The sequence below is a fragment of the Streptosporangium album genome (assembly GCF_014203795.1).
Classification (GTDB): Bacteria; Actinomycetota; Actinomycetes; order Streptosporangiales; family Streptosporangiaceae; genus Streptosporangium; species Streptosporangium album.
Window position 1 is genome coordinate 1481695 of sequence record NZ_JACHJU010000001.1, and the last position, 22548, is coordinate 1504242.

Genomic DNA, 22548 nt, shown 5'->3' on the forward strand with positions numbered 1-22548 from the left:
ATTAGTTCACTATGGGAGAGTACGGCCTCTGGGCCACTTCGCGAAACCGGTTGCGTACGTTCCGTTACCGGTCATTTGAAACATACGCGACATCCACCCCCTTACCACCCGATTACTCTCCCTGCTTGACCACCACGTCGGCCGCCGCCTCCGGCCCCCGGGTCAGGAGCATCTGCAGGCCGCTCTCGTCGAGGACCGGCACGCCGAGCTTGGCCGCCTTGTCGAGCTTGGACCCGGCGTTCTCCCCCGCCACCACGAAGGAGGTCTTCTTCGACACCGAGCTCGCCACCTTGCCGCCCCGGCTCGTGAGGACCGCACCGGCCTCGTCACGGGTGAAGGCGGCCAGGGTGCCGGTCACCACGAAGGTGAGCCCGGCCAGGGTCTGCGGGAGCTGATCGGAGGGCGGCTCGTCCTCCATCCGGACCCCCGCGGCCTTCCACCGGTCGACGATCTCCCGGTGCCAGTCGACCTCGAACCAGTCGTGGATCGCGGCGGCCACCCGTGGACCGACCCCCTCGACGGCGGCGAGCTCCTCCTCCGAGGCGGAGGCGATCGCGTCGATCGAGCGGAACTCGGCGGCGAGGGCCCGTGCGGTGGGCGGCCCGACATGCCGGATGGAGAGCGCGACCAGGACCCGCGCGACCGGCCTGTCGTCCTTGACCTTCGCCTTCTCCAGCTCGTGGAGCATCTTCTCGGCGTTCTTGCTCAACTCGCCGCTCTGGTTGGCGAAGAAGGAGACGACCTTGGGGTCACCCGTCTCCGGGTCGATCTTGGGCAGCCCGGTGTCGGGGTCGCGGACCACCGAGCGGATCGGCAGCAGCTGCTCGGCGGTCAGGTCGAACAGATCGGCCTCGGTGCGGATGAGTGGTTCCTGCGGAGGCAGCGGCTGGGTCAGCGCGGTGGCCGCCACGTAGCCCAGTCCCTCGACGTCGAAGGCCTTGCGCCCGGCGGCGAAGAAGATCCGCTCGCGGAGCTGGGCCGGGCACGCCCTGGCGTTGGGGCAGCGCAGGTCGGCGTCGCCCTCTTTCTCGTAGGCCAGCTCGGTGCCGCACTCCGGGCAGTGCGTCGGCATCGTGAACTCCCGCTCGGTGCCGTCGCGCAGCTCCTCGACCGGCTTGAGGATCTCCGGGATCACGTCACCCGCCTTGCGCAGCACCACCATGTCACCGATCCGCACACCCTTGCGCACGACCTCCGAGGCGTTGTGCAGCGTGGCGCGCTCGACCGTGGAACCGGCCACGACGATCGGCTCCATGACGCCGTACGGCGTGACCCGGCCGGTGCGGCCGACGCCCACCTGGATGTCCAGGAGCCTGGTGTTGACCTCCTCGGGCGGGTATTTGTAGGCGATCGCCCAGCGGGGCGCCCGGCTGGTGGAGCCCAGGTTGCGCTGGAGCTCGACGCGGTCGACCTTCACCACGACACCGTCGATCTCGTAGGCCGGGTCGTGGCGGTGCTCGCGGTAGAACTCGATGAATCCGTTGATGCCCTCAAGGTCGTCGACGACCTTGTAGAGGTCACTCACCGGCAGGCCGAACTCCCGGAGCCGCTCGTAGATCTGCGACTGGGAGGGCGGCATGAGGGTGCCCTCCCATTTGCCGACTCCGTGGACGATCATCCGTAGCGGGCGCTGCGCGGTGTCCCGTGGGTCCTTCATCCGCAGCGAGCCCGCGGCCGCGTTGCGCGGGTTGGCGACCTGCTGCCTGCCGGCCTCGACCAACTGCTCGTTGAACCTCTCGAACCCCTCGACGGGCATGTAGACCTCGCCCCGGACCTCGACCAGGTCGGGCACGCCGTCACCGGTCAGGCGCTGCGGCACGTCGGCGATGGTGCGCACGTTGGCCGTCACGTCGTCGCCAACGCGACCGTCACCGCGGGTCACCCCCCGTACCAGGTGCCCCTTCTCGTAGACCAGCGCGATCGCCAGGCCGTCGATCTTCAGCTCGCACAGGTAGGGGGCCGGGTCGCGCTCGGCCAGCCGCTCGGCCCGCGCCTGCCAGGAGACGACCTCGTCGGCGTTGAACGCGTTGTCCAGGCTCTCCATCCGCTGCAGGTGCGCCACCGACGTGAAGCCGCTGGAGAGGGGCGCGCCCACCTTCTGTGTAGGCGAGTCGGGCGTGCGCAGGCTCGGGTGCTCGTCCTCCAGCCGCTGCAGCTCGCGCATCCACGCGTCGTACTGGGCGTCGCTCGCGGTGGGCGAGTCGAGCACGTAGTAACGCCAGTTGGCCTCCTCGACCCGCTCGGCCACCTCCGCGTGCCGTTCCAGCGCCGCAACCGGAACACCCTCGACCTCAGCAGCCATCGCCCAGCTCTCCCCTCGTCAATCCGACCAAGGGAAACGCTATCGCCGGGCACCGACATCCCGAGAAGTCCTTACCCGGAGGTGGGAAAGCGTCTCCCCGGGCATCGGGGTCTCCGGGGCCCGGGGAGGGCGGTCACCGGTCGGGGTCGTCTCTCAGCACGCGCGCCGCCTCCCGGGAGGCGGCCAGAGCCGCCCTGGCGTAGGCGGGCGAGGCTCCGGCCAGCCCGCAGGTGGGAGTGAGCACGACCTGCGAGGCCAGGCCGGCGGCGGGGAAGCCGAGGCGGCGCCAGAGTTCGATGGCCGGCTTGGCGGCCACGCCGGCATCGGGCAGCCGCGAGTCCACGCCGGGCACGACGCCGAGGAAGAAGGCCATCCCGGCTTCGACCGACTCGCCGATCGCGTCCTCGTCCCGGCGCCTGAGCAGGGAGGCGTCCAGCGAGACGCCTCCCGCGCCCGCGGCGCGCAGGACGCCGAAGGGCACGTCCGGAGCACAGCAGTGGACGATCGTGAACGCGCCGGCGGGCAGCACCGACCTGAGGCGCTCCGCGGCGGTCGAGGCCTCGACGGCGGCCAGCCGCCCGAAACCCGACGCGGTCGGCACCGTACCGGTGAGGACGCCCGGCAGGCCGGGCTCGTCGAGCTGCACCACGATCTCCGTGGCTCCGGGCACCCTCCGGCGCACGTCGGCGACGTGCGCGGCGAGCCCCTCGGCGAAGGAGTCCATGAGGTCGCGCACGGCTCCGGGGTCGGCGAGCGTCTTGTCGCCGTAGTGCAGCTCGACCGCCCCGGCCAGCGTCCACGGCCCGCACACCTGGATCTTGAAGGGCCCCTCGTATCCCTGGACCGCCTCCTCCAGCGCGTCGAGGTCGCGCACGAGGTGGTCGCGGGCCCGCTTCGCGTCGCGTCCCGGCCGGTCGGCGAAACGCCAGCCGGACGGCTGCACCTCCACCGGGAGCTCCACCAGCAGCGACGCGGTGCGCCCGACCATGTCGGCGCCCACTCCCCGCGCGGGCAGCTCCGGCAGGTACGGCAGCGCGGGCAGCTCGCCGAAGACGACCCTGATCGCCTCCGCGTGGTCTGTTCCCGGATGCGACCCGACACCGGTCGCCGCCGCCTCACCCCACGGATATCCACTCATGCCCGCTGCTCCCCGCCACGCTCGTCGAGACATGGGCGAGCGCCGCCGGGCCCGCTGGCCCGCCCGCCTCGCTCGTCCACGACAGCCAGCTTAGGACCGCGGACGCCGCGTCCGGCTGGACGACCTCTCCATCCCGACACAAGGGTTGATCGAGTTGAGTATGGTTTTGACCGATATTCATCCGCCTTGGGGGACGCATGATGATCGGTCGAGCGCTCGTCGCGGTGTCGATGTTGCTGGCGGTCACGGCTCCGGCGGCCCCGGCCGAGGCGGCGGAGCCCGCCAAGTGCCTACCCGAACGCGGCACCCTGACCATCGGGGAGTCGTGGGCCCAGCGGCGATTCAACCTGCCCGACGTGTGGCAGCTGACCAGGGGCGCCGGGGTGACCGTCGCCGTCATCGACAGCGGCCTGAACACCGGCCATCCCCAGCTGACGCGGGCCGGCGCGTACGAGGTCACCGGCACCGGCACCCGCGACTGCTTCGGGCACGGCACGGCGGTGGCGGGCATCATCGGCGCCGCCCCGACGAAAGGGAGCCCTTTCGTCGGGGTCGCGCCGGCGGCGAAACTGATCTCCATCAAACACACCGACGACCGCCAGGGCGATGTCGGCAGGCTGGCCCAGGCGATCGTGAAGGCCGTCGAACTCGGCGCCGACGTGATCAACGTGTCGGTCGAGGCGAGCAACGTGCCCGACCTGAACAACGCGGTCGCCTACGCGCTGTCCAAGGACGTGGTGGTGGTCGCGGCGGCGGGCAACACCACGAAGGAGGACGGCACCCCCGTCCCCTCCTATCCGGCCGCCTACCCCGGAGTCCTGTCCGTCGGCGGCGCCGGTCCCGACGGGGCCAGGGTCGACTCCTCGAACGCCACCACGCCGGTCACCGTGGTGGGCCCCGGCAAGGAGATCACCAGCACCTGGCCCTTCCGGGCCTACAAAGAGGGACTGGTGGGCACCAGTTTCGCCGCACCGTACGTGGCCGGGACCGTCGCGCTGGTCCGCTCCCGCTATCCGGAGCTGACCAACGCGGAGGTGGTGCGGCGCATCGCGCTCACCGCCGACGGCGGGTCCGGGACCGGGACCGGTGCGGGCATGGTCAACCCGCTGCTGGCGGTCTCGGCGATCCTGCCCTCGGAGACGGTCGCGCTCGCACCGCAGGAGCCCGCGCCGCTGGCGGCCGACGCGATACGGCCCGCGCCGCCGGTTGACTCCCAGAGCATCTCGATCGCCGTCTGGGTCGCGCTGCTCTCGCTGATGACGGCCGTCGTGGTCACGTTGGGTAGCGTCGCGATCCCCCTGGGACGCCGCCGCAGGTGGCGGCCGGGAACTCTGGAGAACGGGACGTGAAAGAGATGGGAAATCAGTGAACGTAGGGGCTCGTATTTGCTTTGATAGACGCAGATAAACCTATTAGTAGCTTTACCGGTAGTTGAGGTGGAAGGAATGCAATGGGGGATTTGAACCCATTACTGCCCGAAGATCCGGAACGCGTAGGCGTCCACATCCTCGTCGGGCGACTCAGCCAGGACCCTCAGCAGGCCGTGTACCTAGGTCACCTGCCCGACGAGGACACCCTCCGCGTCATCCGCGTACTCGCCCCCCGCCCTGAGGCCACCCCCCAGGCCCGCGAGCAGATCACCAACGGTCTACACGCCGCCAAACGCGTCTCCGGCGCCCACACCGCCAAACTCATCGACGTCGGCTGGTTCGACGACTCCCCCTACATCGTCCGCGAACACGTCGAAGGCCGCTCCCTGCGCGAGACGGTCACCACCGACGGCCCCCTGGACGGCGACGCCCTCGAACGCCTGGCCATCGCCACCCTCACCGCACTCACCGCCATCCACCTGGCCGGCCTCACCCACGGCGCCCTCAACCCCGACACCGTGATCCTCGGCCCCGACGGACCCCGCGTCTGCGACATCGGCCTGGGCATCACCGGCCCCGAACCCGACTACCGCGCCCCCGAATACCTGCACACCGAACTCAACCCCGGCAGCCCCCCCATCCCCGGCACCGGCACCGGCAGACCCGCCGACCTCTTCTCCTGGGCCGCCACCCTCGCCTACGCCACCACCGGACAACCCCCCTTCGACGGCCAACCCGCCCACGTCATCGAAGGCCCCGCCAACCTCACCGGAATCCCGGCAGAACTGGCCCCCCTCCTCATCGCCTGCCTCGACAAATGGCCGGCCCAACGCCCCGACGCCAAAACCGCCATGCTCCGCCTCCTCGGCGAAGAATCAGCAATCCAGATCACCGGGGACGACACGTGGCAGGGCGAGGCGCTGCCGGCCGTACCGCAGCAGCCCGTCTCCGGCCCTTCCCAGCCGTCCGCGGCATCCGGCTGGGGCGCGCCGCCGCTTCCACAGGACGCGACTCCTCCGGCACAGGCGACGTTCGTGCTGCAAGGGGCGGCCCAGTCCGCCGATCGGCCGAAGAAGAAGGGCGGCCTCTCCCTCGCACTGGCCGCCTGCGTCGGCGTGGTCGCCCTGCTGTCCGGACTCGGGCTGTGGGCCGCCGGAAGCTACTCCTCCCTCGGCGACACGCAGCGGGCGGCGGCCGGCGAGGCGGCCCCCCACGCGTCGCTGGGACTGGTCGACCAGTCCCGGCAGAACCCTGCGCGAGGGGAAGGCGACGGACAGGGCATCGGGAACGAACCGGTCGACAGGGTGACCGTGCCCTGGGGCGCCACGACCGATCCGCAGGTCCCGGATGTCGGGCCGATGCAGCTTGTCACGGAGACCCCGGAGGTCCCCGTCCCGTCGCTGACCTCGTTCGTCACGCCACCGGCGATCCCGAGCACCGTGCCCACCGTGCCGGACACCACGTCGGCGCCCACCGTGGCGCCCACCACCCAGGCGCCGGCCACCCCGGCACCGACGGCGACGGTCACCGCGACGGCGACGGCGACGATGACCGTCGAGCCGACCCCGGCGCCGACGGCCACCTCGAGCGAGTCGCCGACCCCGGACCCGGACGTGACCCCGACTCCGACGCCGACCGCGTCGGAGCCCGTCCCGTCTCCGACGCCCACGGCGGCACCGACGGTCACCGTCAAGCCGACGCCCCAGCCGTCCCACCCGACCGCCACGACCACCGCCAAGCCGACGCCGAGGCCCTCCTGGACGGCTCCCACGGCCACCGCCAAGCCGACGTCGAAGCCCTCCTCGTCGACTCCGGCGACCATCGAGCCGAGCTGGACCGCCAAACCGACGCCGGAGCCCTCCTCGTCGGCCCCGGCGACCATCGAGCCGAGCTGGACCGCCAAACCGACGCCGAAGCCCTCCTCGTCGACTCCTCCGGCCTCGCGTCCCAACCCCCACACCCCGCAGCAGGTCTGTGGCTCGGGCTACTACGTGCAGCGGTCCGCCTCCTTCAGCGGCGGAACCGTCTACCAGCTCTACAACACCTCCACCGGCTCCAACTGCGTGGTCACCATGAAGAGCACCAACGTGGGCACCGCCACCTCGGTCTTCGCCACCCTCGAAGTCCAGGGCGGCGGCAGCAAGACCGACCGCGGCAACTACGAGTACTACGCCGGACCGGTCTACCTCTCCGCCAGGGGCAAATGCGTCCGCTTCACCGGCGGCGGCTCCACCGGCAGCACCGGCGCCGACTGGGCCAACTGCGGATGACCCATCGGCCACCGGCTGAACGGAACCGGAGAGCGCCGTCGGACTGACGGCATATCCCAACGGAGGCCCCCTTCCCGTCCAGGGAGGGGGCCTCCGCCATGGTCCGGGCAGCTTGCCGGGGATGGGGCCGGGCGAGATGGAGCGGAACAGACATCCGAAACCGGCGATACGGCTGTGACATGTTTGGTTAGATAGTGCTAGATAGGCCGATGGTGATACTTGTCGGTAGTTGAGGTGGAAGGAATGCAATGGGGGATTTGAACCCATTACTGCCCGAAGATCCGGAACGCGTAGGCGTCCACATCCTCGTCGGGCGACTCAGCCAGGACCCTCAGCAGGCCGTGTACCTAGGTCACCTGCCCGACGAGGACACCCTCCGCGTCATCCGCGTACTCGCCCCCCGCCCTGAGGCCACCCCCCAGGCCCGCGAGCAGATCACCAACGGTCTACACGCCGCCAAACGCGTCTCCGGCGCCCACACCGCCAAACTCATCGACGTCGGCTGGTTCGACGACTCCCCCTACATCGTCCGCGAACACGTCGAAGGCCGCTCCCTGCGCGAGACGGTCACCACCGACGGCCCCCTGGACGGCGACGCCCTCGAACGCCTGGCCATCGCCACCCTCACCGCACTCACCGCCATCCACCTGGCCGGCCTCACCCACGGCGCCCTCAACCCCGACACCGTGATCCTCGGCCCCGACGGACCCCGCGTCTGCGACATCGGCCTGGGCATCACCGGCCCCGAACCCGACTACCGCGCCCCCGAATACCTGCACACCGAACTCAACCCCGGCAGCCCCCCCATCCCCGGCACCGGCACCGGCAGACCCGCCGACCTCTTCTCCTGGGCCGCCACCCTCGCCTACGCCACCACCGGACAACCCCCCTTCGACGGCCAACCCGCCCACGTCATCGAAGGCCCCGCCAACCTCACCGGAATCCCGGCAGAACTGGCCCCCCTCCTCATCGCCTGCCTCGACAAATGGCCGGCCCAACGCCCCGACGCCAAAACCGCCATGCTCCGCCTCCTCGGCGAAGAATCAGCAATCCAGATCACCGGGGAGAGCCGGGAGAGCCGTACGGCCGGTCCCGAGACGGGGCCGGACTCCCCGGGCGGAACCGCTCCGGCGGCCGGCACGGGAGACGACGCCGGAGCGCGGGCCGGAACCGTTCCGGGAACCGGAGCGCCACAGCCGACGGCACCGCCGGCCTGGGGAGCTCCGGCGCTGCCGGTGAACGCTCCCCCGGCGGACGCGCCCCCGGCTCCGGCAGCCGCACCGGCCGGGAACCGGCCGAAGAGCAGCCGTTTCCCCCTCGTGCTGGCCGCCTGCGTCGGTGTGTTCGCCCTCCTGTCCGGACTCGGGCTGTGGGCCGCCGGAAATTCCGCCCCCCTCGGCGACGCGCAACGGGCGGCGGCCAACGAGAAGATCACCGATGTCCTCTCAGCGCCGGCGGGGCAGCGACAGGGCGGCGGGGAGGCCCCGGCGGACGGGATGACCGCGCCCGGAGGCACCACAGCCGATCCTCAGACCCCGGATGTCAGGCCGATACAGCTGCCCACGGAGAGCCCCACGGAGAGCCCCACGGCCCCGTCGCCGGTCTCGTCCGTCGCCCTGCCGCCGATCACGGTGCCGACGTACCCGGCGACCACGGCACCGGAGGCCAAGAAGCCCGGCGACGGAACCACCCCCACATCGACCGCCAAGCCCAAGAGCGCGCCGAAGAACACGGGGAATCCCAAGTCCGGTCGGACGTCCAAGCCGACCTCCAGACCCACGTCGACGCGTGCGCCCAAGGCGGACTCGGGGCGGAAGCCCTCGCAGGCTCCCGCCCCGGCATCCACCAGAACGGCCCAGCCCACCAAGGCCGCGCAGCCCACCAGGACGGCCCAGCCGACCAAGACCGCGCAGCCCACGAAGCCGGTGCAGCCGACCAATACCGCACAACCCACGAAGCCCGCACAACCCACCGCCGCGCCGAAACCGACGCAGCCGACCAAGACCGCGCAACCCACCGCCGCGCCGAAACCGGTGCAGCCGACCAATACCGCACAACCGACGAAGGCGGCTCAACCCACCGCCGCGCCGAAACCGACGAAATCGACGCCCCCTCCCTCGCGTCCCAACCCCTACAGCCCGCAGCGGGTCTGCGGCTCGGGCTACTACGTGCAGCGGTCCGCCTCCTTCAGCGGCGGAACCGTCTACCAGCTCTACAACACCTCCACCGGCTCCAACTGCGTGGTCACCATGAAGAGCACCAACGTGGGCACCGCCACCTCGGTCTTCGCCACCCTCGAAGTCCAGGGCGGCGGCAGCAAGACCGACCGCGGCAACTACGAGTACTACGCCGGACCGGTCTACCTCTCCGCCAGGGGCAAATGCGTCCGCTTCACCGGCGGCGGCTCCACCGGCAGCACCGGCGCCGACTGGGCCAACTGCGGATGACCCAGTAGGCGGACCTGACCGGCCGGCTCAGTCCCGGCCGGTCAGGTAGCGCAACGCCACCGTTTACCACTGTCGATGATCCCGTTCCTTGATCACGCTTCTATGCTGATCGGTGACAGCGCACCTGGCGATGTGGAGGTGAGATGCAGACCCGCCGCGATCTTTACCAGGCGTACAAGCTGATGACTCAGCGTCTGGGCATGGCCCTGCTCCAGGGGGAGCCGGACCTGCCGGAGTCACCGATGCGCAGACAGAACGTGGCGATGTTCGGCGGCGTGCTCGTCGCGGTGCTGGTGGCCGCCGTCTTCGGCGTGCTGGGCCTGCTCCGTCCGGGCAATGCGACCGCGCTCACCGATCCGGGGACCGTGATCGTGGAGGAGGAGACGGGCGCGACCTTCGTCTACAGCGATCCGCAGAAGAAGATGATCCCCGTCGCCAACGTGACCTCCGCCAGGCTGCTGCTGGGCGAGCAGGAGGTGAAGGTGCGCACGGTCACCGCCGCCTCGATCGCGAAGTACACGCGCGGCGCGCTGGTGGGCATCCAGGGCGCCCCCGAGTCGCTGCCCGCCCACGACCGCCTGGTCCGCACCCCCTGGTCGGTGTGCGTCACCGAGGGCGTGGACACCAACGGCGAGCGCAGGCCGTACACCTCGCTGATCGGCGGGTTCGGCGTCGGCGGCAATCCGATCGAGCAGGGTACGGCCATGGTCGTCGCGGAAGGGGGCCAGGCCTGGCTGCTCTGGGCGGACCGGCGGATGCGCGTTCCCGCCAAGGGCGTGCGGGCGCTGACCCAGGGGCAGCCCCGCCAGGTCCCGGCCGCCTGGCTCAACGGGGTGCCCATCGGGCCTGACTTCCAGAGCCCGTCGATCCCGGGCCTCGGCGGCAGGACACGCGGACCCGACGGCAAGTGGTCCGCGGTGGGACGGGTGTTCACCGTGCCGGCGGTGACCGGCGGACCCGCGAAGTGGTACGTCCTGCTCGCCGACGGCCTGGCGGACCTCACCCCGACCCAGGCCACCCTGCTGCTGGCGGACCCCGTCATCAAGAAGGCGTACGGCCAGGCGGAGCCGCTGCCGAAGCCACTGGCTCCCGCGACCGCGAACGGGATGCGGCAGTCCGGCACGCGTCTGGACGGCAGCGGGCTGCCCACGACCATGCCGAAGATCATCCCGCCGTCGCCGACGAGCCCTCTCTGCGCCGTCTACTCCGACACGGAACGCGGCTCGACCCGGGCGGCGCTGACGGTCGGCAGCACGGCGCCCCTCCCTCAGCCGCCGAAGGGATGGTTCAACCAGAGCACCGTCGACCAGGTGACGCTCTCACCGGGCTCCGGCGCCCTGGTGGGGACGCTGCCGGGGAACGGCAGGACGGACTCCGTGACGTCGCTCTACCTGATCGGCGACCAGGGGCGGCGGCACGCCATCCTGTCCGCGAACGTGCTTCCGAGCCTCGGCTACTCGTCGGAGGACATCGCTCCGCTTCCGGCGCAGCTCGTGCACCTGATCCCCGAGGGCCCCGCGCTCGACCCCGCGGCCGCCCGCAATCCCGTCCAGGCCAACCCGTCGGCGACGGCTCCCCAGCAGCGGTAGGCACCCAGGCGGTCACCGCCTCCGCGGGCCCCGCGCCGTACGGGCACGGGGCCCGCGGGATATGCCGTCAGCCGACGCCGGGTATGACGCCGCCCGCCGGCAGTGACATCTCCGCGGCCTAAGCGATGACCTTCTTCCTCAGGCCGAACTTCTTGTCGTACTGCAGGCCTGTCTGGGTGAAGTCGGGCTCCTTCTCCGGCAGGGCCTTCATCCCCATGAACAGATGCTTCTGGTCGTACTGGAAGCCGTTGACCACCGCGAGGATGGCCCCGGCGCCGCCGACGAGCGTCATCTTCCTCTTGACGACGGCTTTGACGACAGTGTCGATCCTGTCGAGGACGGGGTTGATCATAAGATTCACCGCCGTCCTTAACTGAGGGAAGGGGGCGCTGATGACGTAGGCCGTCGCCATCGCGCTCATCGCCGCGGCCACGACGACGGCGAAATCGGCGCCCGCGTGATAGGCGAGCGCCGTCTGGTCAAGTGTGTCGGCTGCGCCCTTGCGACATTTCTGGTTCTCGTCCAGCGCCGCGATGAAGGCGTCCGCCACGATGCTGAAGGCCTCGTAGGCTTCGCCTTCCCAGTGCTTGTCCGCCTTGATCTGATTCTTCAGACGGGTTATCTCGTCTCTGAGAGATGCGAGATTGACCTCGGTGCCGCTCTCTCGCCATTCCTGCGCGCATTTCTTCATGCTGCCCGGGTTGGACACCATCAGGCCGAGCGCCGCGGCGATGGCCAACGCCTTCCGGCGCTTGAGGATCAGTGCGGCGGCGGCCGTCGTCGCCACCGCCCCCGTGTATTTCCAGACGTCGACTTCATACTCCACGACGATTCCCCTCCGCCCTGCCGCTCCGCCGCGTCACTGCTCCTGGCCGATCACGGGAGGCGCCACGTCGATGTCGGCGTCCCAGTCGCTCTCGTCTCCGGTCAGTAGGGAGGATGTCTCCTTGTCCTCACCGGGGTTGCCACCGGCGCCTCCTCCCATCGGGGGCATCATGGGCGGGAACATCGAGCCGCCGCTCATGCCGGCTGCTCGCGGGCCGGCCGGAGGGGAGGAGCCTCCACCGCCTCCCGCTCCGCCGGGGAGGGTGGCGCCACCGGAGGTTGTACCGGCTCCCGTCTGACTCCCCTGATTCCCCGACCACGTTCCGGGGTCCGGAACCTTCGTCTGAGGCGTCGTCAGGCTGTTCGGATCGTAACCGGCCAGGTCGGTCTGCCTCGGGTCCTTGTTGGCGAGGTTGCCCAGGTCCGGTTTGGACAGCTTGTCGTTGACACCGCCCGGATCCAGGTTCGAGGTGTTCGGGATGTTCGGATTGGGGGAGTTCGCCAGATCGTCCTTCACATCCGGCACATCCGGCATTCTCGGCACGTCTGGCCCGGTGTGGTTCAGATCGGGCAGCGTCCTGTTCCCCAGACCGGAATCGGGCAGCTTGCCACCGTCGAGACCCGAACCCGATGGCATGTTCCCCAGACCGGAGCCGGGCAGCTTGCCACCGTCGAGACCCGAACCCGATGGCATGTTCCCCAGACCGGAGCCGGGCAGCTTGCCACCGTCGAGACCCGAACCCGATGGCATGCCCCCCGGATCGGAACCGGGCAGCTCCTTTGCTCCAGCACCAGGCTTGGCCGGATCAGAGTCTTTATCGTCATCGTCGGATTTGGTTTTTTTCCGCCCTGTGTCTTCGGCGATCGAACTCTTCTCGTCAGCCGTCTTGTAAGCCATGTCCGCCTGCGCCAGGGCCGTCTTCCATGAAGACAACGCGGTCGCAGCGGCATCGAGGGCGTCGGCCGACCCCGCGCAGGTGTTCTCATGGGCGAGGTCCAACCCGATGCCAACAACCCCGCAGTAAGGCCACTGCAACCCGTTATTTCGAGTTTTATTCGCTTTCTCTTTGACGCCTGGGACGTACTCGCCGACGGAACTCCCCAGGGTCTTCACCTTCCCTTCGGTGAAGACCACCTCTGGAGCGGTCATGCCGCGACTCCCCGACCGGCTGAGTTACCTGATGTCTCGCCCATCCCACCCCTCCGTTTCACGCCTCCGGGATGGATTCCCGGATCTCCGAGGCATGATCACATCGTCGGCACAGGCCGATCGGACTCTGCCCCCGCAATACCGGCTACCCCGGCCAACCAGGACAGAGGCGGCATCGCGGGAGACTAACAGAGCAGTGGAGGGGTGCCTCCCTGGCCGCCGCCCCAGACGTTATGAATCTCCTCAAGCCCGGGACCGCGCGGGCGGTCTTCCTGCTTCTCACCGGTCGCGCCACCCATACCGGGCATGAAGGGTGCCATCGACGCGCCGTTGCTCATCACGCCCCGCGACAGCACCGGAGAGGTCGCTCCTCCCGCCCCCGACCCCGCTCCGGGAAAACCGGTGCCCGCTCCGGGCCCGCCCAGCACCGGCGAGACGTTCGGAACGCTGGTCGTGATGTGCGGAAGATTGGTCGTCGGCCCGACCGTGTTGGGCGGCGACACAAGATTCGTCGGCGGCCGCTGGGTGGCGCTCGCCGTCTCGGTGCTCCGCGGATCGTGTCTCTCGTCCCCGCCGATCACCGGCGACACGGTGCCGTCACCGTCCTTGCCGGTGCCGCCGTCCGAACCCGGACCACCGGACCCCTGGCCACCGGAACCGTCCGCACCGGGGCCGTTCGCCCCCGGGTCGGTCGAGCCGGGGCCGTTCGCTCCCGGGCCGTTCGCGCCGGAACCGTCCTGACCTGGACCGCTGGACCCCACCGGGTCACCGGACCCCGGACCATTCGCCCCTGAACCGACGGAACCCGGACCGTTCGCACCCGAGCTGTCCGAGCCCGTACCACCCGTTCCGCCACCCCCGGAGGAACCCGACCCACCCGACCCACCGGATCCTCCCGGCCGGGAGGAGGACCCGCCCCCGCCTGTGCCCTGCGACCCGGACCCGGGTGAGCCGTCCTTGTACGCCGGGCCCCCGCCGTAGTCGACGTTCTTGTACTCGGACGTGCCACCCGGCAGCGACACGGTCGGCAGCTCGTACGACACGTAAAGGGGGACCTGGATGGTGTAGAGCTCGACGATCTTCTCGTTCAGCTCGCGCATCACCTTGCGCGCCGTCTTGGTGTCCTTCGATTCCGTCGCCGTGCCGGGGAGCTCGATGAGGCCGATGTCGGGAGCGAGCCCGGCAGTCTTCGCCCTGGCCTCGGGAAGGTAGGTCTCGCCGTACAGCCGGAGAGCAGTGGACATCATCTCCATCTTGGAGGACAGCTCGGTTCCGGTGGCGTGCAGCAGCTGCATCGCCTTCTGGACCTCGACGGCGGCGTCCCCGCCCCATACCTGCGCGAGCTCCTTGGCGACCCTCTGGATGGCGCCGCAGGCGAGATCGACCGTCGACGCCGCGTGCCCGTAGGCGAACCCCGCGTCGTTGACGGCGGTGGGCGCGGTGTCGTTCAACCACTTCTGGATCTGGCTCCTCGATGCGACGACATCGCCCGCTTCGGGGACTGCGGCACCGGACCGGATCAGCAGGAACTTCGCTTCGCTACCCACAACGACCTTCCCTACGCCTTCGTGCTGTTCCCGCCGTCGTTCGCATGCTCGGCTCCGCCGTATTCGTCGGCGCTCAGCCGGATCGCCTTGACGACCTCTTCCAACCGGGTGGCGAACAGGTCGTACACGATCCCAAGAGCCCTGCCCCCGTTCTCACCGTCGGAGGCACCCACGGTCTGAACCAACGCGCTCGCCGCCGGCCAGGCTCCCAGCTCCGCCTCGGTCAGCAGGGAGTCCCCCTGAAGGCCCTCCTTGGACCCGGTGGTGTAGCCCTCCCAGTAAGCGGGGCCCTTCATGGCCCCGATGTACTCCTCCAACTCACTCGCGAGCGCCCTCATCCTGGTGGGGCTGAACTGGGAGACGGCAGCCCCTCCATCCAATCCGGGCCAGCGCGGGTCGACCGGAAGAGGCTCCGCCTCTCCGGACTCCATGGCGTCCTTGCTGGTCATGTTCCTCCTTCGGCGGGAAAGCGGACCACGGGTCGGTCGGACGTTCCGGATATGAAAGATCTCGGTCACCGTGTCCCGCACGGTGACCGAGAGCAAGACAACCATTCAGCGACCACGTCAGCCGGCCCGGATGGCCCTGTCTCTCGTCTCGCCCTCGTGGAACGACAGCCGAGACAGAAGGATGGCTCCCGAACGAGATCAGTTGACGATCCACAGGTTCTTGTTCTTCGCCTCAGCCAGCTCGTAGTTCTCCTTGGCGATACCGATCGCGACGGCAGCCTGCTGGAGTTGGACGACCATCGTCGCCTCGATGTTGTCCCATCGCTTTTTGTGCTCCGCGAAGAACTCCACCGCGTCGCCCTCCCAGGCACCTGCGAAGTCGTTCGTGATTTGCGTCATGAGCGTATCGGTGGTCGTGTCGAGTTCCTTGACGATGCCGACGAGGCGCTCCTTGGCGGCATCCATACTCAGGAAATTGATTCTTGCTCTGTCTTCTGCTGCGCTCACTGCTGCCTCCGTGATCGACGTGAGTGGATTTGGCTATCGGCCGGTGCCGTTGATGAGCGAGTCGATGCTGCGCTGACCGTCCCCGACGTCGTTTCGCGCACCGTCCACGCTTCCCTCACCAAGGTTGAGGTTGTGCGAGTCTGCCTCGGCGGCGCTGTACACGTTCGCGTTGATGTTCAGCTTGTCGTACATTTCCTCCATGGACTGGAGCACCTTCGTGAACTGGGTGTCCCATTCCCGCATCACACTCGCGAATTTGCTTCCGGCGCCACTCTCCCAGCCGCCTCCCGACGAGGTCAGCTCCGCCACGGCCGTCGCGGTGCCCTGCTGCAGCCCCTTGATGTGCCGAGCGGCTGCTTCGACATGCGATGCCGCCTTCGTCAGTTGGGATGGAGTTGCGGTGTAAAACGACACTTGGTCTCCTTAGCGAGATAGGGCCGCACATTGCATCGCGCCAGCCACGCGGGGAGCCCGCCTGGACAGACGGGACTACGGCCGCGAACATCATCAAATGGCATGTTAGCGATCTACCGCCTCATAGATAACATGCATATATATCACGGATATGTAACGCTTTGCCCCCTCCAAAGGAAACGCCCAGGCCAGAGGCCCGCTCCTAGGTGGCGGGCACTACGGCACGAGAGCCCTGACTGATGCACCGACCGTAGAGATTTCTACCTTTCTGTACGGCCTGGCACGGTTGAGCTACTGTTGACGATCATTTGGAGGGCCGCGGGGTGGAGGCTGGGCTTGGCTGGCAATCTGGACATCGACAAGCTGCTCAATTGGGGCAATACCTCCTCCGAGCTCCCCACCGTCGGCCCAGTGGAGATCCAGCGGCCCGACGTCAGCGCATCCGGAGCCGCTTCCTCCTTCACCGGGACAACCGAGGCGGCCGTGTTCTCCACCCCTCAGGGAGACCAGGCGGTCGACGTCTTCGGCACGCAGTCCGGGGCGTCCGACCCTCCTGACGACGCGTCCCAATCGCGTTCCGCCGACGCTGGAGACCTCCCGGACGACGGGGCCAAGCAGGAGGTCATCACCGATCCGTACGCTGCGGACCAGAACGGCCCGCGCGGCGAGGCGCAAGGATCGGATGACGGACAGAGCCTGGACGACGACGCGCGGGACTCGGACGGCGTGCATGAGGTGGGCGGCTCCGATGGGCCGGAAGACCTCGAACCCGGCCAGGTCGAGCCCAGCGAACCGGGTGACGCGGACAGCCCGGACAACCCGGCCGATGAGATCTACCCTGACGATCCGAACGGCGACGTGACCGAGGACCCGAACCCTCCTGCCGAGGACGGCTCGGGCGACTCCGACGGATCCGACGGTTCCGGGGATTCCAACGGCTCCGGCGACTCGGATGACCCGACCACACCCGAGACTCCGGGCGACTCGGGCGATCCCGCAGACCCCACGGACCCCACAGACTCGACGGACCCCACAGACTCCGGCAATCCGACAGACCCCACAAACCCCACAGACCCCACAGACTCGACGGACCCGGATAACCCTGCAGACCCCACGGACTCGACGGACCCCACAGACTCCGGCAATCCGACAGACCCCACAAACCCCACAGACTCGACGGACCCGGATAACCCTGCAGACCCCACGGACTCGACGGACCCGGAGATACCGGACTCTCAGCTCCCGGATCCGTCCACAGGCGCAGGTGGGGCAGGCGACGGCATGCCTGCCGGCTCAAGCGATCCGACGGTGCCGAATCCGTCAGGGGCTCCGTCCGGCGGCGGCGGTGGTACCCCGTCTCTGACTGAAGAGCAGAAGAAGGCGGCGGCCAAAAAGCTGAAGGACGAGAAGGCCGCGGCGGCCAAAAGGGCGAAGGAAGCCGCCAAAAATAATCAGGAGCAAATATTTGCAAGTGGCGGCGTAAGTGGCGGCTGGCGCAACTCGAGTGCCACATTGCTGGATAACCTCAAAAATAAGGTTGGTTCCGTCGCCAGCGACGACGGACAACTCAGCCAAACCCATGACAGAGCCCAAGGACTCGATGTGGGGTTTCCCGGATTCGGCCTGCTCGGCATGGGACTCAAGTCTGCGCACCGCACCGCCGGTGAAAACCTGGCGGAATACATCGCCGCGGCAAAGGTTCAGTTGGGCGAAAAGTGGGCCGGCCAGTTTAGCGGAGGAGCCGAGGTCTTCCGGACGGCCGAAGCAAAAAGCACCCTCAAAGAGAGCTGACAGAGATGACCGCACTCCCTTACCACGGAGGCACCACCCTCTACATCGGCGCCATAGCAGCGTGTGTCGGCGCCTCGGCGCTACCCTCCGTGCCGCCCAACTTCGTGTTCACCAATGCTGCCAGAGCGTCAGCAATGATGATCGGTGTCATGTTCTCCAGCGCGAGCGACATGGCGGGGACCAAGGACGTATGGAAAACAATCGCCAAAGAACTCGGCGACGCGCACATCGACCTCAACGCCATCACTTCGTTCATAGATCCGAGCAAATGGGAGAAGATGGGCAAGGAGGAGTTCGACGCCGCGTCCAAGAAATTCTACGCAGAGATAGAAAAAACAAAAGACTGCTGCGACAACCTCGGTGATGCCCTCGGCCACGCGGCGCTGATTTCTTTCATCACGGCAGTATTGGTCTCGGTTGGAGCCAGCATTCTCTTGAAGGTTGCAATAGCAAAAACAGCTGCCACCGGGGCGGGCCCGATCGCCAAAGCAATCGCCGAATCGATCGCAACGACATTTGGCACGACCTTTAAGAATTCATTGACGAAAACGGTGAAAAACAAGAGCAAAGCCTTGCTTATGATCGGCGGCATCGTCGGAGGTGGCGTGATGCTTCTACAGATGCTGACGTCGTTTCTACAGCAGCCGTTCTCCCAGGCGGCGACACCCATGGACATGAACTCCACGCCCATGTTCGAGCAGGTCTTCATCGAAGGACTGCCGCAGTCGTCGAGTACGGAAAAGTCCGACAAGGAACCCTAATCAGGTTAGACGCATCTTTCGATACTTCACGCCCGACCGACCGGCCGGATGCTCGCAGGCGCGGCATCCCTGGCGGTCTACAGGTCCATGCGGCGACGGATGCGGTCGAGCTCGCCCATCACGTCCTCGAACGTCCGGTTGTAGGCGGCCTCCGCGTCCTTGATCTGGTTGATCGCCGCTTCCGGGTCGTTGATATAGGCCATCGGGTTGTCCTCTTCACCGAACACCTCACCCATGGCCTCGCTGACCTGCTTCTGCAGATCCTCAGTGGCGGCGGCGATGACCACCTTGATCTTCTCGGCGAGCTCGCTCGCGCTCAGCCGCAACGCCTTCGGGTGGAGCACGAGCTCACGGATCCCCCCGGCCGCGTACTCAACGGTGACCAGACCATCGTCGTCCGACGCGTGGCCGACGAGCGTCTCCATGCTCTTCTGGAGCTCTTCCATCCGGGCGAACTGACCATCCGCCCCGTTCAGCAGCTTCTCAATGTCAATGTTCGCGAAATCGCCGAACCCAGCCGTCATCGACCGTTCTCCCTCACATGGACACTGCCGGCCCACGAGTAACAACCGGCCACTTCCGGAGCAGGCTAACCGCACCGCCCGTTTCCCCGCAATCCAGGCACCGGCTACGGTTTCGGCCCGTCAACCTTGGGCGCGATCCAGTCGAAATCCCGGTAGTCCTTCGGGAGCCGGCCCGGGGCGGGAGGCTGCTGGTACGACGGATACTCGCCGGAGTCGATGGTCGCCTGCTTGAAGTCCACCTTCGCGTCGCCGTCCGGCATGATGTAGCCGAACTGGTGGTCCTTCTTCAGCATGGTGGACATGACGTCGCCGGCCGCCTTCAGAGCCGATCCCAGCGTCAGGGTCAGGACGGCGACCGTCCCGTTGGCCGCGGTCGTGACGAACTTCTCCAGCAGCATCCCCCAGAACCTGGTCTGCGGCAGTGCCTGCATGCGCTTGGCGAAAACCAGCAGGGTGGCCGTGGTGACGGCCAGGCTCGCGAGCTTCAGCCAGTAGCTCCGGTAGCCCGCGGCCACCTCGTCGAGCATGCCCCCGATGTCGCCGAAGATGCCGCGCAGGACGCCGATCTCCCGGTGGAAGAGCCAGATGACCCGCTCGAACTCCTGCTGGTCCATCGCGATCCAGTTGGTCCGCGACGTGGCGACGAGCTGCGGAAGAAGCTGCTTGATCCCGTCGTCCAGGCGGCCGGCGATGCCGTGCTTCCAGTTGCTCGCCGCCTGCGCCATACCGGGTTCGTTGACGATCGCCGTACCCGCGATGAAGATCGCTGGAGCGAGGTACACCGACCACCTGCCGGCCTTCTTCAGCGCTTTCAGCACCTTCGGGCCGATCGGCTCCGGTATGTGGGGAGGCGGCCCGAAGCCCGCCGGCGGCAGTGGCGCGGACCGGGCCACGTACGGATTCGGCCCCATATAGGGCTGCGGCATTCCGACGTTGGGAAGATGCCCGTAGTAACCCGACATCAGCGATACCTGACGATGCTGCGGTCCTCGGCGGTCCGCCAGTTGCGCTCCGCGACGGCGAGCGCCTGGCACCAGCCGTCGACGGCCTTCTCGGCATCGCCGAGCAGCGCGTCCCCCTGCCGGCACATGCCCTCATAGGCGCCACTCATGATCATCCCACCGAGGACCCCGAACCCCGGAGAGTCGACGTGAACCGTGCCGATCAGGCTCCGGACGAAGACCACCGCCTCCTTGAGCTCGTTCTCGACCCGGCTGCGCGTGTGGGAGATCGTCGTCGACGTGACGTGGATCTCCTGGCCGGCGGAGCCGGTCTGCCCGGCGAGCGAGGAGGCGATGACGGCACCGTTTCTGTCCATGGTCCGATCCTCGCCGACAGCCCGCCCGGACCCGGCCCCCACCAGGGTAACTTCATGATCATTTAACCGGACGGACAGCCGACGCTGGCTGCCGGTTAACCCACGGCGAGTGGCCTGGCATACATGGAATCCAATGATCCAGAGTTCCGCCTCGACGACCTCGACCATGTCGTGCGGGACAGCGAGCGGTCCCTGCGCGACCTCACCGCGGCGATGGCCGGACTCGGTGAGATCACCGGGTCGGGTGAGAGCCGCAGCGGCCTGGTCTCGGCACGGGTCGGCGCCGACGGCCGCGTGACAGGTGTGACGATCGCCTCCCGGGGGATGCGGCTGGACAGCGACGCCCTGTCCAGGGAGGTGGTGGAGGCGGTGCAGGCCGCGCAGGACGCCCACGGACGTCAGGCGCGGGAGCTGGCGGCACCCCCGCTCGGCGGGGAGGACGCGATCCAGACGGTCCAGCGTGAGTTCGAGGGCCTCCAGCAGTCCTTCGCCGCGGAGATGGGCGAGCGGATCGCCAGGTGGGAGCGGATGAAGGACCGCGACCACTGGGAGCGGTGACGCCTGCCGCGCCTCATCCGGCCTCCCGCCCGCCGTACCTCATCCCGCCAGGCCGCGCACCCAGGAGTAGACGTCCAGCACGCCGAGGGCGAGCGGGAACAGCGAGACGATCAACAACAGCTCGATGATGTCCCCGGCACGGCCCCAGAACGGCGACGGCTTACCCGACTGCAGCCACAGGCCCATGCTCACGGAGATCACCGCGACGCACAGGAGCCCCATCAGCACGGCGATCGCAATGGCGCCTCCCGCCCCGGCGGCCTGCGAGATCGCGAACATGGCGAGACCGGCGAGACCGGCGATCGTCAGCCAGAGCCGCTGGCCGAACCCCTGGAAGACGCGGATGCGCAGTATGAGGACCAGCGACAGCGCCAGCGCGTTGGCCAGGGCGACCCAGTCGGCGTCCATCAGGAGATACACCTCGGCCACCAGGGCCACCAGCGCGATCCCCACGACCATCCCGGTCGAGTAGGCCCGTGCGTGACCGGTGCGCTCCTTGAGGTCGGCGCCGTCGATCTGCTGGTTGTCGTTGCGCAGTTCCTCGGCGCTGGTCGGCATGGCGGGCATCTGCACGCCGGCGAGCCGGAACGACAGCACCGGGATCAGCGAGCTGAACGCCAGCATGATCGACAGGGCCACCGCCGCCACTCCCGCGGGGGAGGCCCCGGACACCATCACGACGGCGGCGCTCACCGCTCCGACCATCGAGGCGATGGCGGAACCGAGGAAAATCGGCACGCCGTCGGCGATCGCGATCATGCCGATGGTGGACACGAGGCCGACGGAGGCGAACGCGGCGAGCATGTGCGCCGAGCCGAGCCCGGACAGGCTCCCGGTGCCCATCGGTGCGAGCAGTCCGGCCAGGAAGCCGTACGGCAGCGCCGCGTAGCCGACCATCGCACCCGCCGACGAGTCGCCCACCACCCGGGACATCGCGGTGCCCCCGATGCTCAGGAGGAGGGCGAACACCCCGGCGACCACGGCGGACACCGTCCACGGCGGTCCCGCCAGCACCAGGGCGGCCACCCCGGTGACGAGGAGCGCGGCCCCGGCGCCCACCCCGACCAGGCGGGTGTGCTGCGAGTCCCATCTGCCGGGACCCTCCTTGACGCCCGTGGCGACCACGTCGGCCACGTCGTCGTACAGGGCCGGGGGCAGTTCGGCCTCACGTGGCCGTAGATAGAGCACCTCGCCGTCGAGGACCCCCAGGGCTCCCAGGCTCTGGCCGAGGTCGAGCGGGGTGCCGCCGAGCCGCTGGAGCACCCATCCCGGACCCGACGCCGACTCCCCGCCGGCCTCCCCGACCGCGCGCAGCAGTCCGGGCAGGACGTGGGGAAGTGGAATGTCCGCGGGCAGCGCCAGGTCTGCCTTCTTGTGCGGAGCCACGATCGTGACATGGCACAGCGGCGGCAGCGGCGCGGCGAACTGGGCCAGCGCACCCTGCGGCATCGGCCCCTGTGCGGGCGTTTGAGCCAGCGACCTCACAGACGTACTCCCCGTTAACCACATGCATCACGGACATCACCGACATCACGGATACGGTATCGGGGAGAGTGGGGATCACGCGCGACAGCCACAGATAAACGTT

Annotated in this window: 19 protein-coding genes; 7 read left to right on the plus strand and 12 right to left on the minus strand. The window is 68.5% G+C overall.

The genetic code is table 11. The features are described 5' to 3' along the window. Positions 1-112: 112 nt before the first annotated feature. Together ligA and FHR32_RS07025 are read right to left on the minus strand one after the other, a co-directional pair. Complete coding sequence (gene ligA, locus FHR32_RS07020) at positions 113-2302, minus strand: NAD-dependent DNA ligase LigA (RefSeq protein WP_184753544.1); 2190 nt, start codon at positions 2300-2302, stop codon at positions 113-115. Between the two features lie 133 nt (positions 2303-2435). Next, positions 2436-3440 (minus strand): methionine synthase, encoded by a 1005-nt coding sequence (locus FHR32_RS07025; RefSeq protein WP_184753545.1) that lies wholly within the window; start codon positions 3438-3440, stop codon positions 2436-2438. 197 nt (positions 3441-3637) lie between these two features. Between FHR32_RS07025 and mycP the strand changes: the two genes are divergently transcribed. The 4 genes from mycP (at position 3638) to eccB (ending at position 11116) form a co-directional block, all read left to right on the plus strand. Then, positions 3638-4789: a type VII secretion-associated serine protease mycosin gene (gene mycP, locus FHR32_RS07030; RefSeq protein WP_184753546.1), complete on the plus strand. Its 1152-nt coding sequence runs from the start codon at positions 3638-3640 to the stop codon at positions 4787-4789. Positions 4790-4983: 194 nt separating this feature from the next. After that, the gene (locus FHR32_RS07035; protein WP_312882096.1) at positions 4984-7080 is read left to right on the plus strand and encodes a protein kinase domain-containing protein; all 2097 of its coding nucleotides are present in this window, start codon (positions 4984-4986) and stop codon (positions 7078-7080) included. Positions 7081-7421: 341 nt separating this feature from the next. Beyond that, the gene (locus tag FHR32_RS07040; RefSeq protein WP_312882097.1) at positions 7422-9527 is read left to right on the plus strand and encodes a serine/threonine protein kinase; all 2106 of its coding nucleotides are present in this window, start codon (positions 7422-7424) and stop codon (positions 9525-9527) included. A 143-nt stretch (positions 9528-9670) separates the two neighbouring features. Next, positions 9671-11116, plus strand: coding sequence for a type VII secretion protein EccB (gene eccB / locus FHR32_RS07045; protein WP_184753549.1), 1446 nt, complete (start codon positions 9671-9673; stop codon positions 11114-11116). Between the two features lie 118 nt (positions 11117-11234). Here the strand turns inward: eccB and FHR32_RS07050 are convergent, their stop codons facing one another. The 6 genes from FHR32_RS07050 to FHR32_RS07075 all read right to left on the minus strand — a co-directional run bounded on the left by FHR32_RS07050 (position 11235) and on the right by FHR32_RS07075 (position 16008). Continuing rightward, positions 11235-11942, minus strand: a complete 708-nt coding sequence (locus FHR32_RS07050) for a WXG100 family type VII secretion target (protein WP_184753550.1) — start codon at positions 11940-11942, stop codon at positions 11235-11237. Positions 11943-11975: 33 nt separating this feature from the next. After that, positions 11976-13091 carry a hypothetical protein gene (locus FHR32_RS07055; RefSeq protein ID WP_184753551.1) on the minus strand — a complete coding sequence of 372 codons (1116 nt, stop codon included), beginning with the start codon at positions 13089-13091 and terminating at the stop codon, positions 11976-11978. 185 nt (positions 13092-13276) lie between these two features. After that, positions 13277-14638, minus strand: a complete 1362-nt coding sequence (locus FHR32_RS07060; RefSeq protein ID WP_184753552.1) for a WXG100 family type VII secretion target — start codon at positions 14636-14638, stop codon at positions 13277-13279. Between the two features lie 11 nt (positions 14639-14649). Next, positions 14650-15087, minus strand: coding sequence for a hypothetical protein (locus tag FHR32_RS07065; RefSeq protein WP_184753553.1), 438 nt, complete (start codon positions 15085-15087; stop codon positions 14650-14652). A gap of 198 nt (positions 15088-15285) precedes the next feature. After that, a complete protein-coding gene (locus tag FHR32_RS07070; protein ID WP_184753554.1) occupies positions 15286-15594 on the minus strand; it encodes a WXG100 family type VII secretion target in 309 nt (102 codons plus the stop codon). Between the two features lie 33 nt (positions 15595-15627). Continuing rightward, a complete protein-coding gene (locus FHR32_RS07075; protein ID WP_184753555.1) occupies positions 15628-16008 on the minus strand; it encodes a WXG100 family type VII secretion target in 381 nt (126 codons plus the stop codon). Between the two features lie 336 nt (positions 16009-16344). Between FHR32_RS07075 and FHR32_RS07080 the strand changes: the two genes are divergently transcribed. Next, positions 16345-17799: a hypothetical protein gene (locus FHR32_RS07080; RefSeq protein WP_184753556.1), complete on the plus strand. Its 1455-nt coding sequence runs from the start codon at positions 16345-16347 to the stop codon at positions 17797-17799. Between the two features lie 5 nt (positions 17800-17804). Beyond that, positions 17805-18560, plus strand: a complete 756-nt coding sequence (locus FHR32_RS07085) for a hypothetical protein (RefSeq protein ID WP_184753557.1) — start codon at positions 17805-17807, stop codon at positions 18558-18560. 77 nt (positions 18561-18637) lie between these two features. On the opposite strand, the gene FHR32_RS07090 is transcribed toward FHR32_RS07085, so the two are convergent. The 3 genes from FHR32_RS07090 to FHR32_RS07100 all read right to left on the minus strand — a co-directional run bounded on the left by FHR32_RS07090 (position 18638) and on the right by FHR32_RS07100 (position 20402). Next, positions 18638-19084: a YbaB/EbfC family nucleoid-associated protein gene (locus FHR32_RS07090; protein ID WP_184753558.1), complete on the minus strand. Its 447-nt coding sequence runs from the start codon at positions 19082-19084 to the stop codon at positions 18638-18640. 104 nt (positions 19085-19188) lie between these two features. After that, positions 19189-20046, minus strand: a complete 858-nt coding sequence (locus FHR32_RS07095) for a hypothetical protein (RefSeq protein WP_184753559.1) — start codon at positions 20044-20046, stop codon at positions 19189-19191. Continuing rightward, positions 20046-20402 carry a hypothetical protein gene (locus FHR32_RS07100; protein ID WP_184753560.1) on the minus strand — a complete coding sequence of 119 codons (357 nt, stop codon included), beginning with the start codon at positions 20400-20402 and terminating at the stop codon, positions 20046-20048. The genes FHR32_RS07095 and FHR32_RS07100 overlap by 1 nt, the downstream gene beginning before the upstream one ends. 123 nt (positions 20403-20525) lie before the next feature. Here FHR32_RS07100 and FHR32_RS07105 point away from each other — a divergent pair, with 123 nt between their 5' ends. Continuing rightward, complete coding sequence (locus tag FHR32_RS07105; protein ID WP_184753561.1) at positions 20526-20960, plus strand: YbaB/EbfC family nucleoid-associated protein; 435 nt, start codon at positions 20526-20528, stop codon at positions 20958-20960. Between the two features lie 39 nt (positions 20961-20999). On the opposite strand, the gene eccD is transcribed toward FHR32_RS07105, so the two are convergent. Continuing rightward, the gene (eccD, locus tag FHR32_RS07110) at positions 21000-22445 is read right to left on the minus strand and encodes a type VII secretion integral membrane protein EccD (protein ID WP_184753562.1); all 1446 of its coding nucleotides are present in this window, start codon (positions 22443-22445) and stop codon (positions 21000-21002) included. Between the last annotated feature and the right edge of the window lie 103 nt (positions 22446-22548).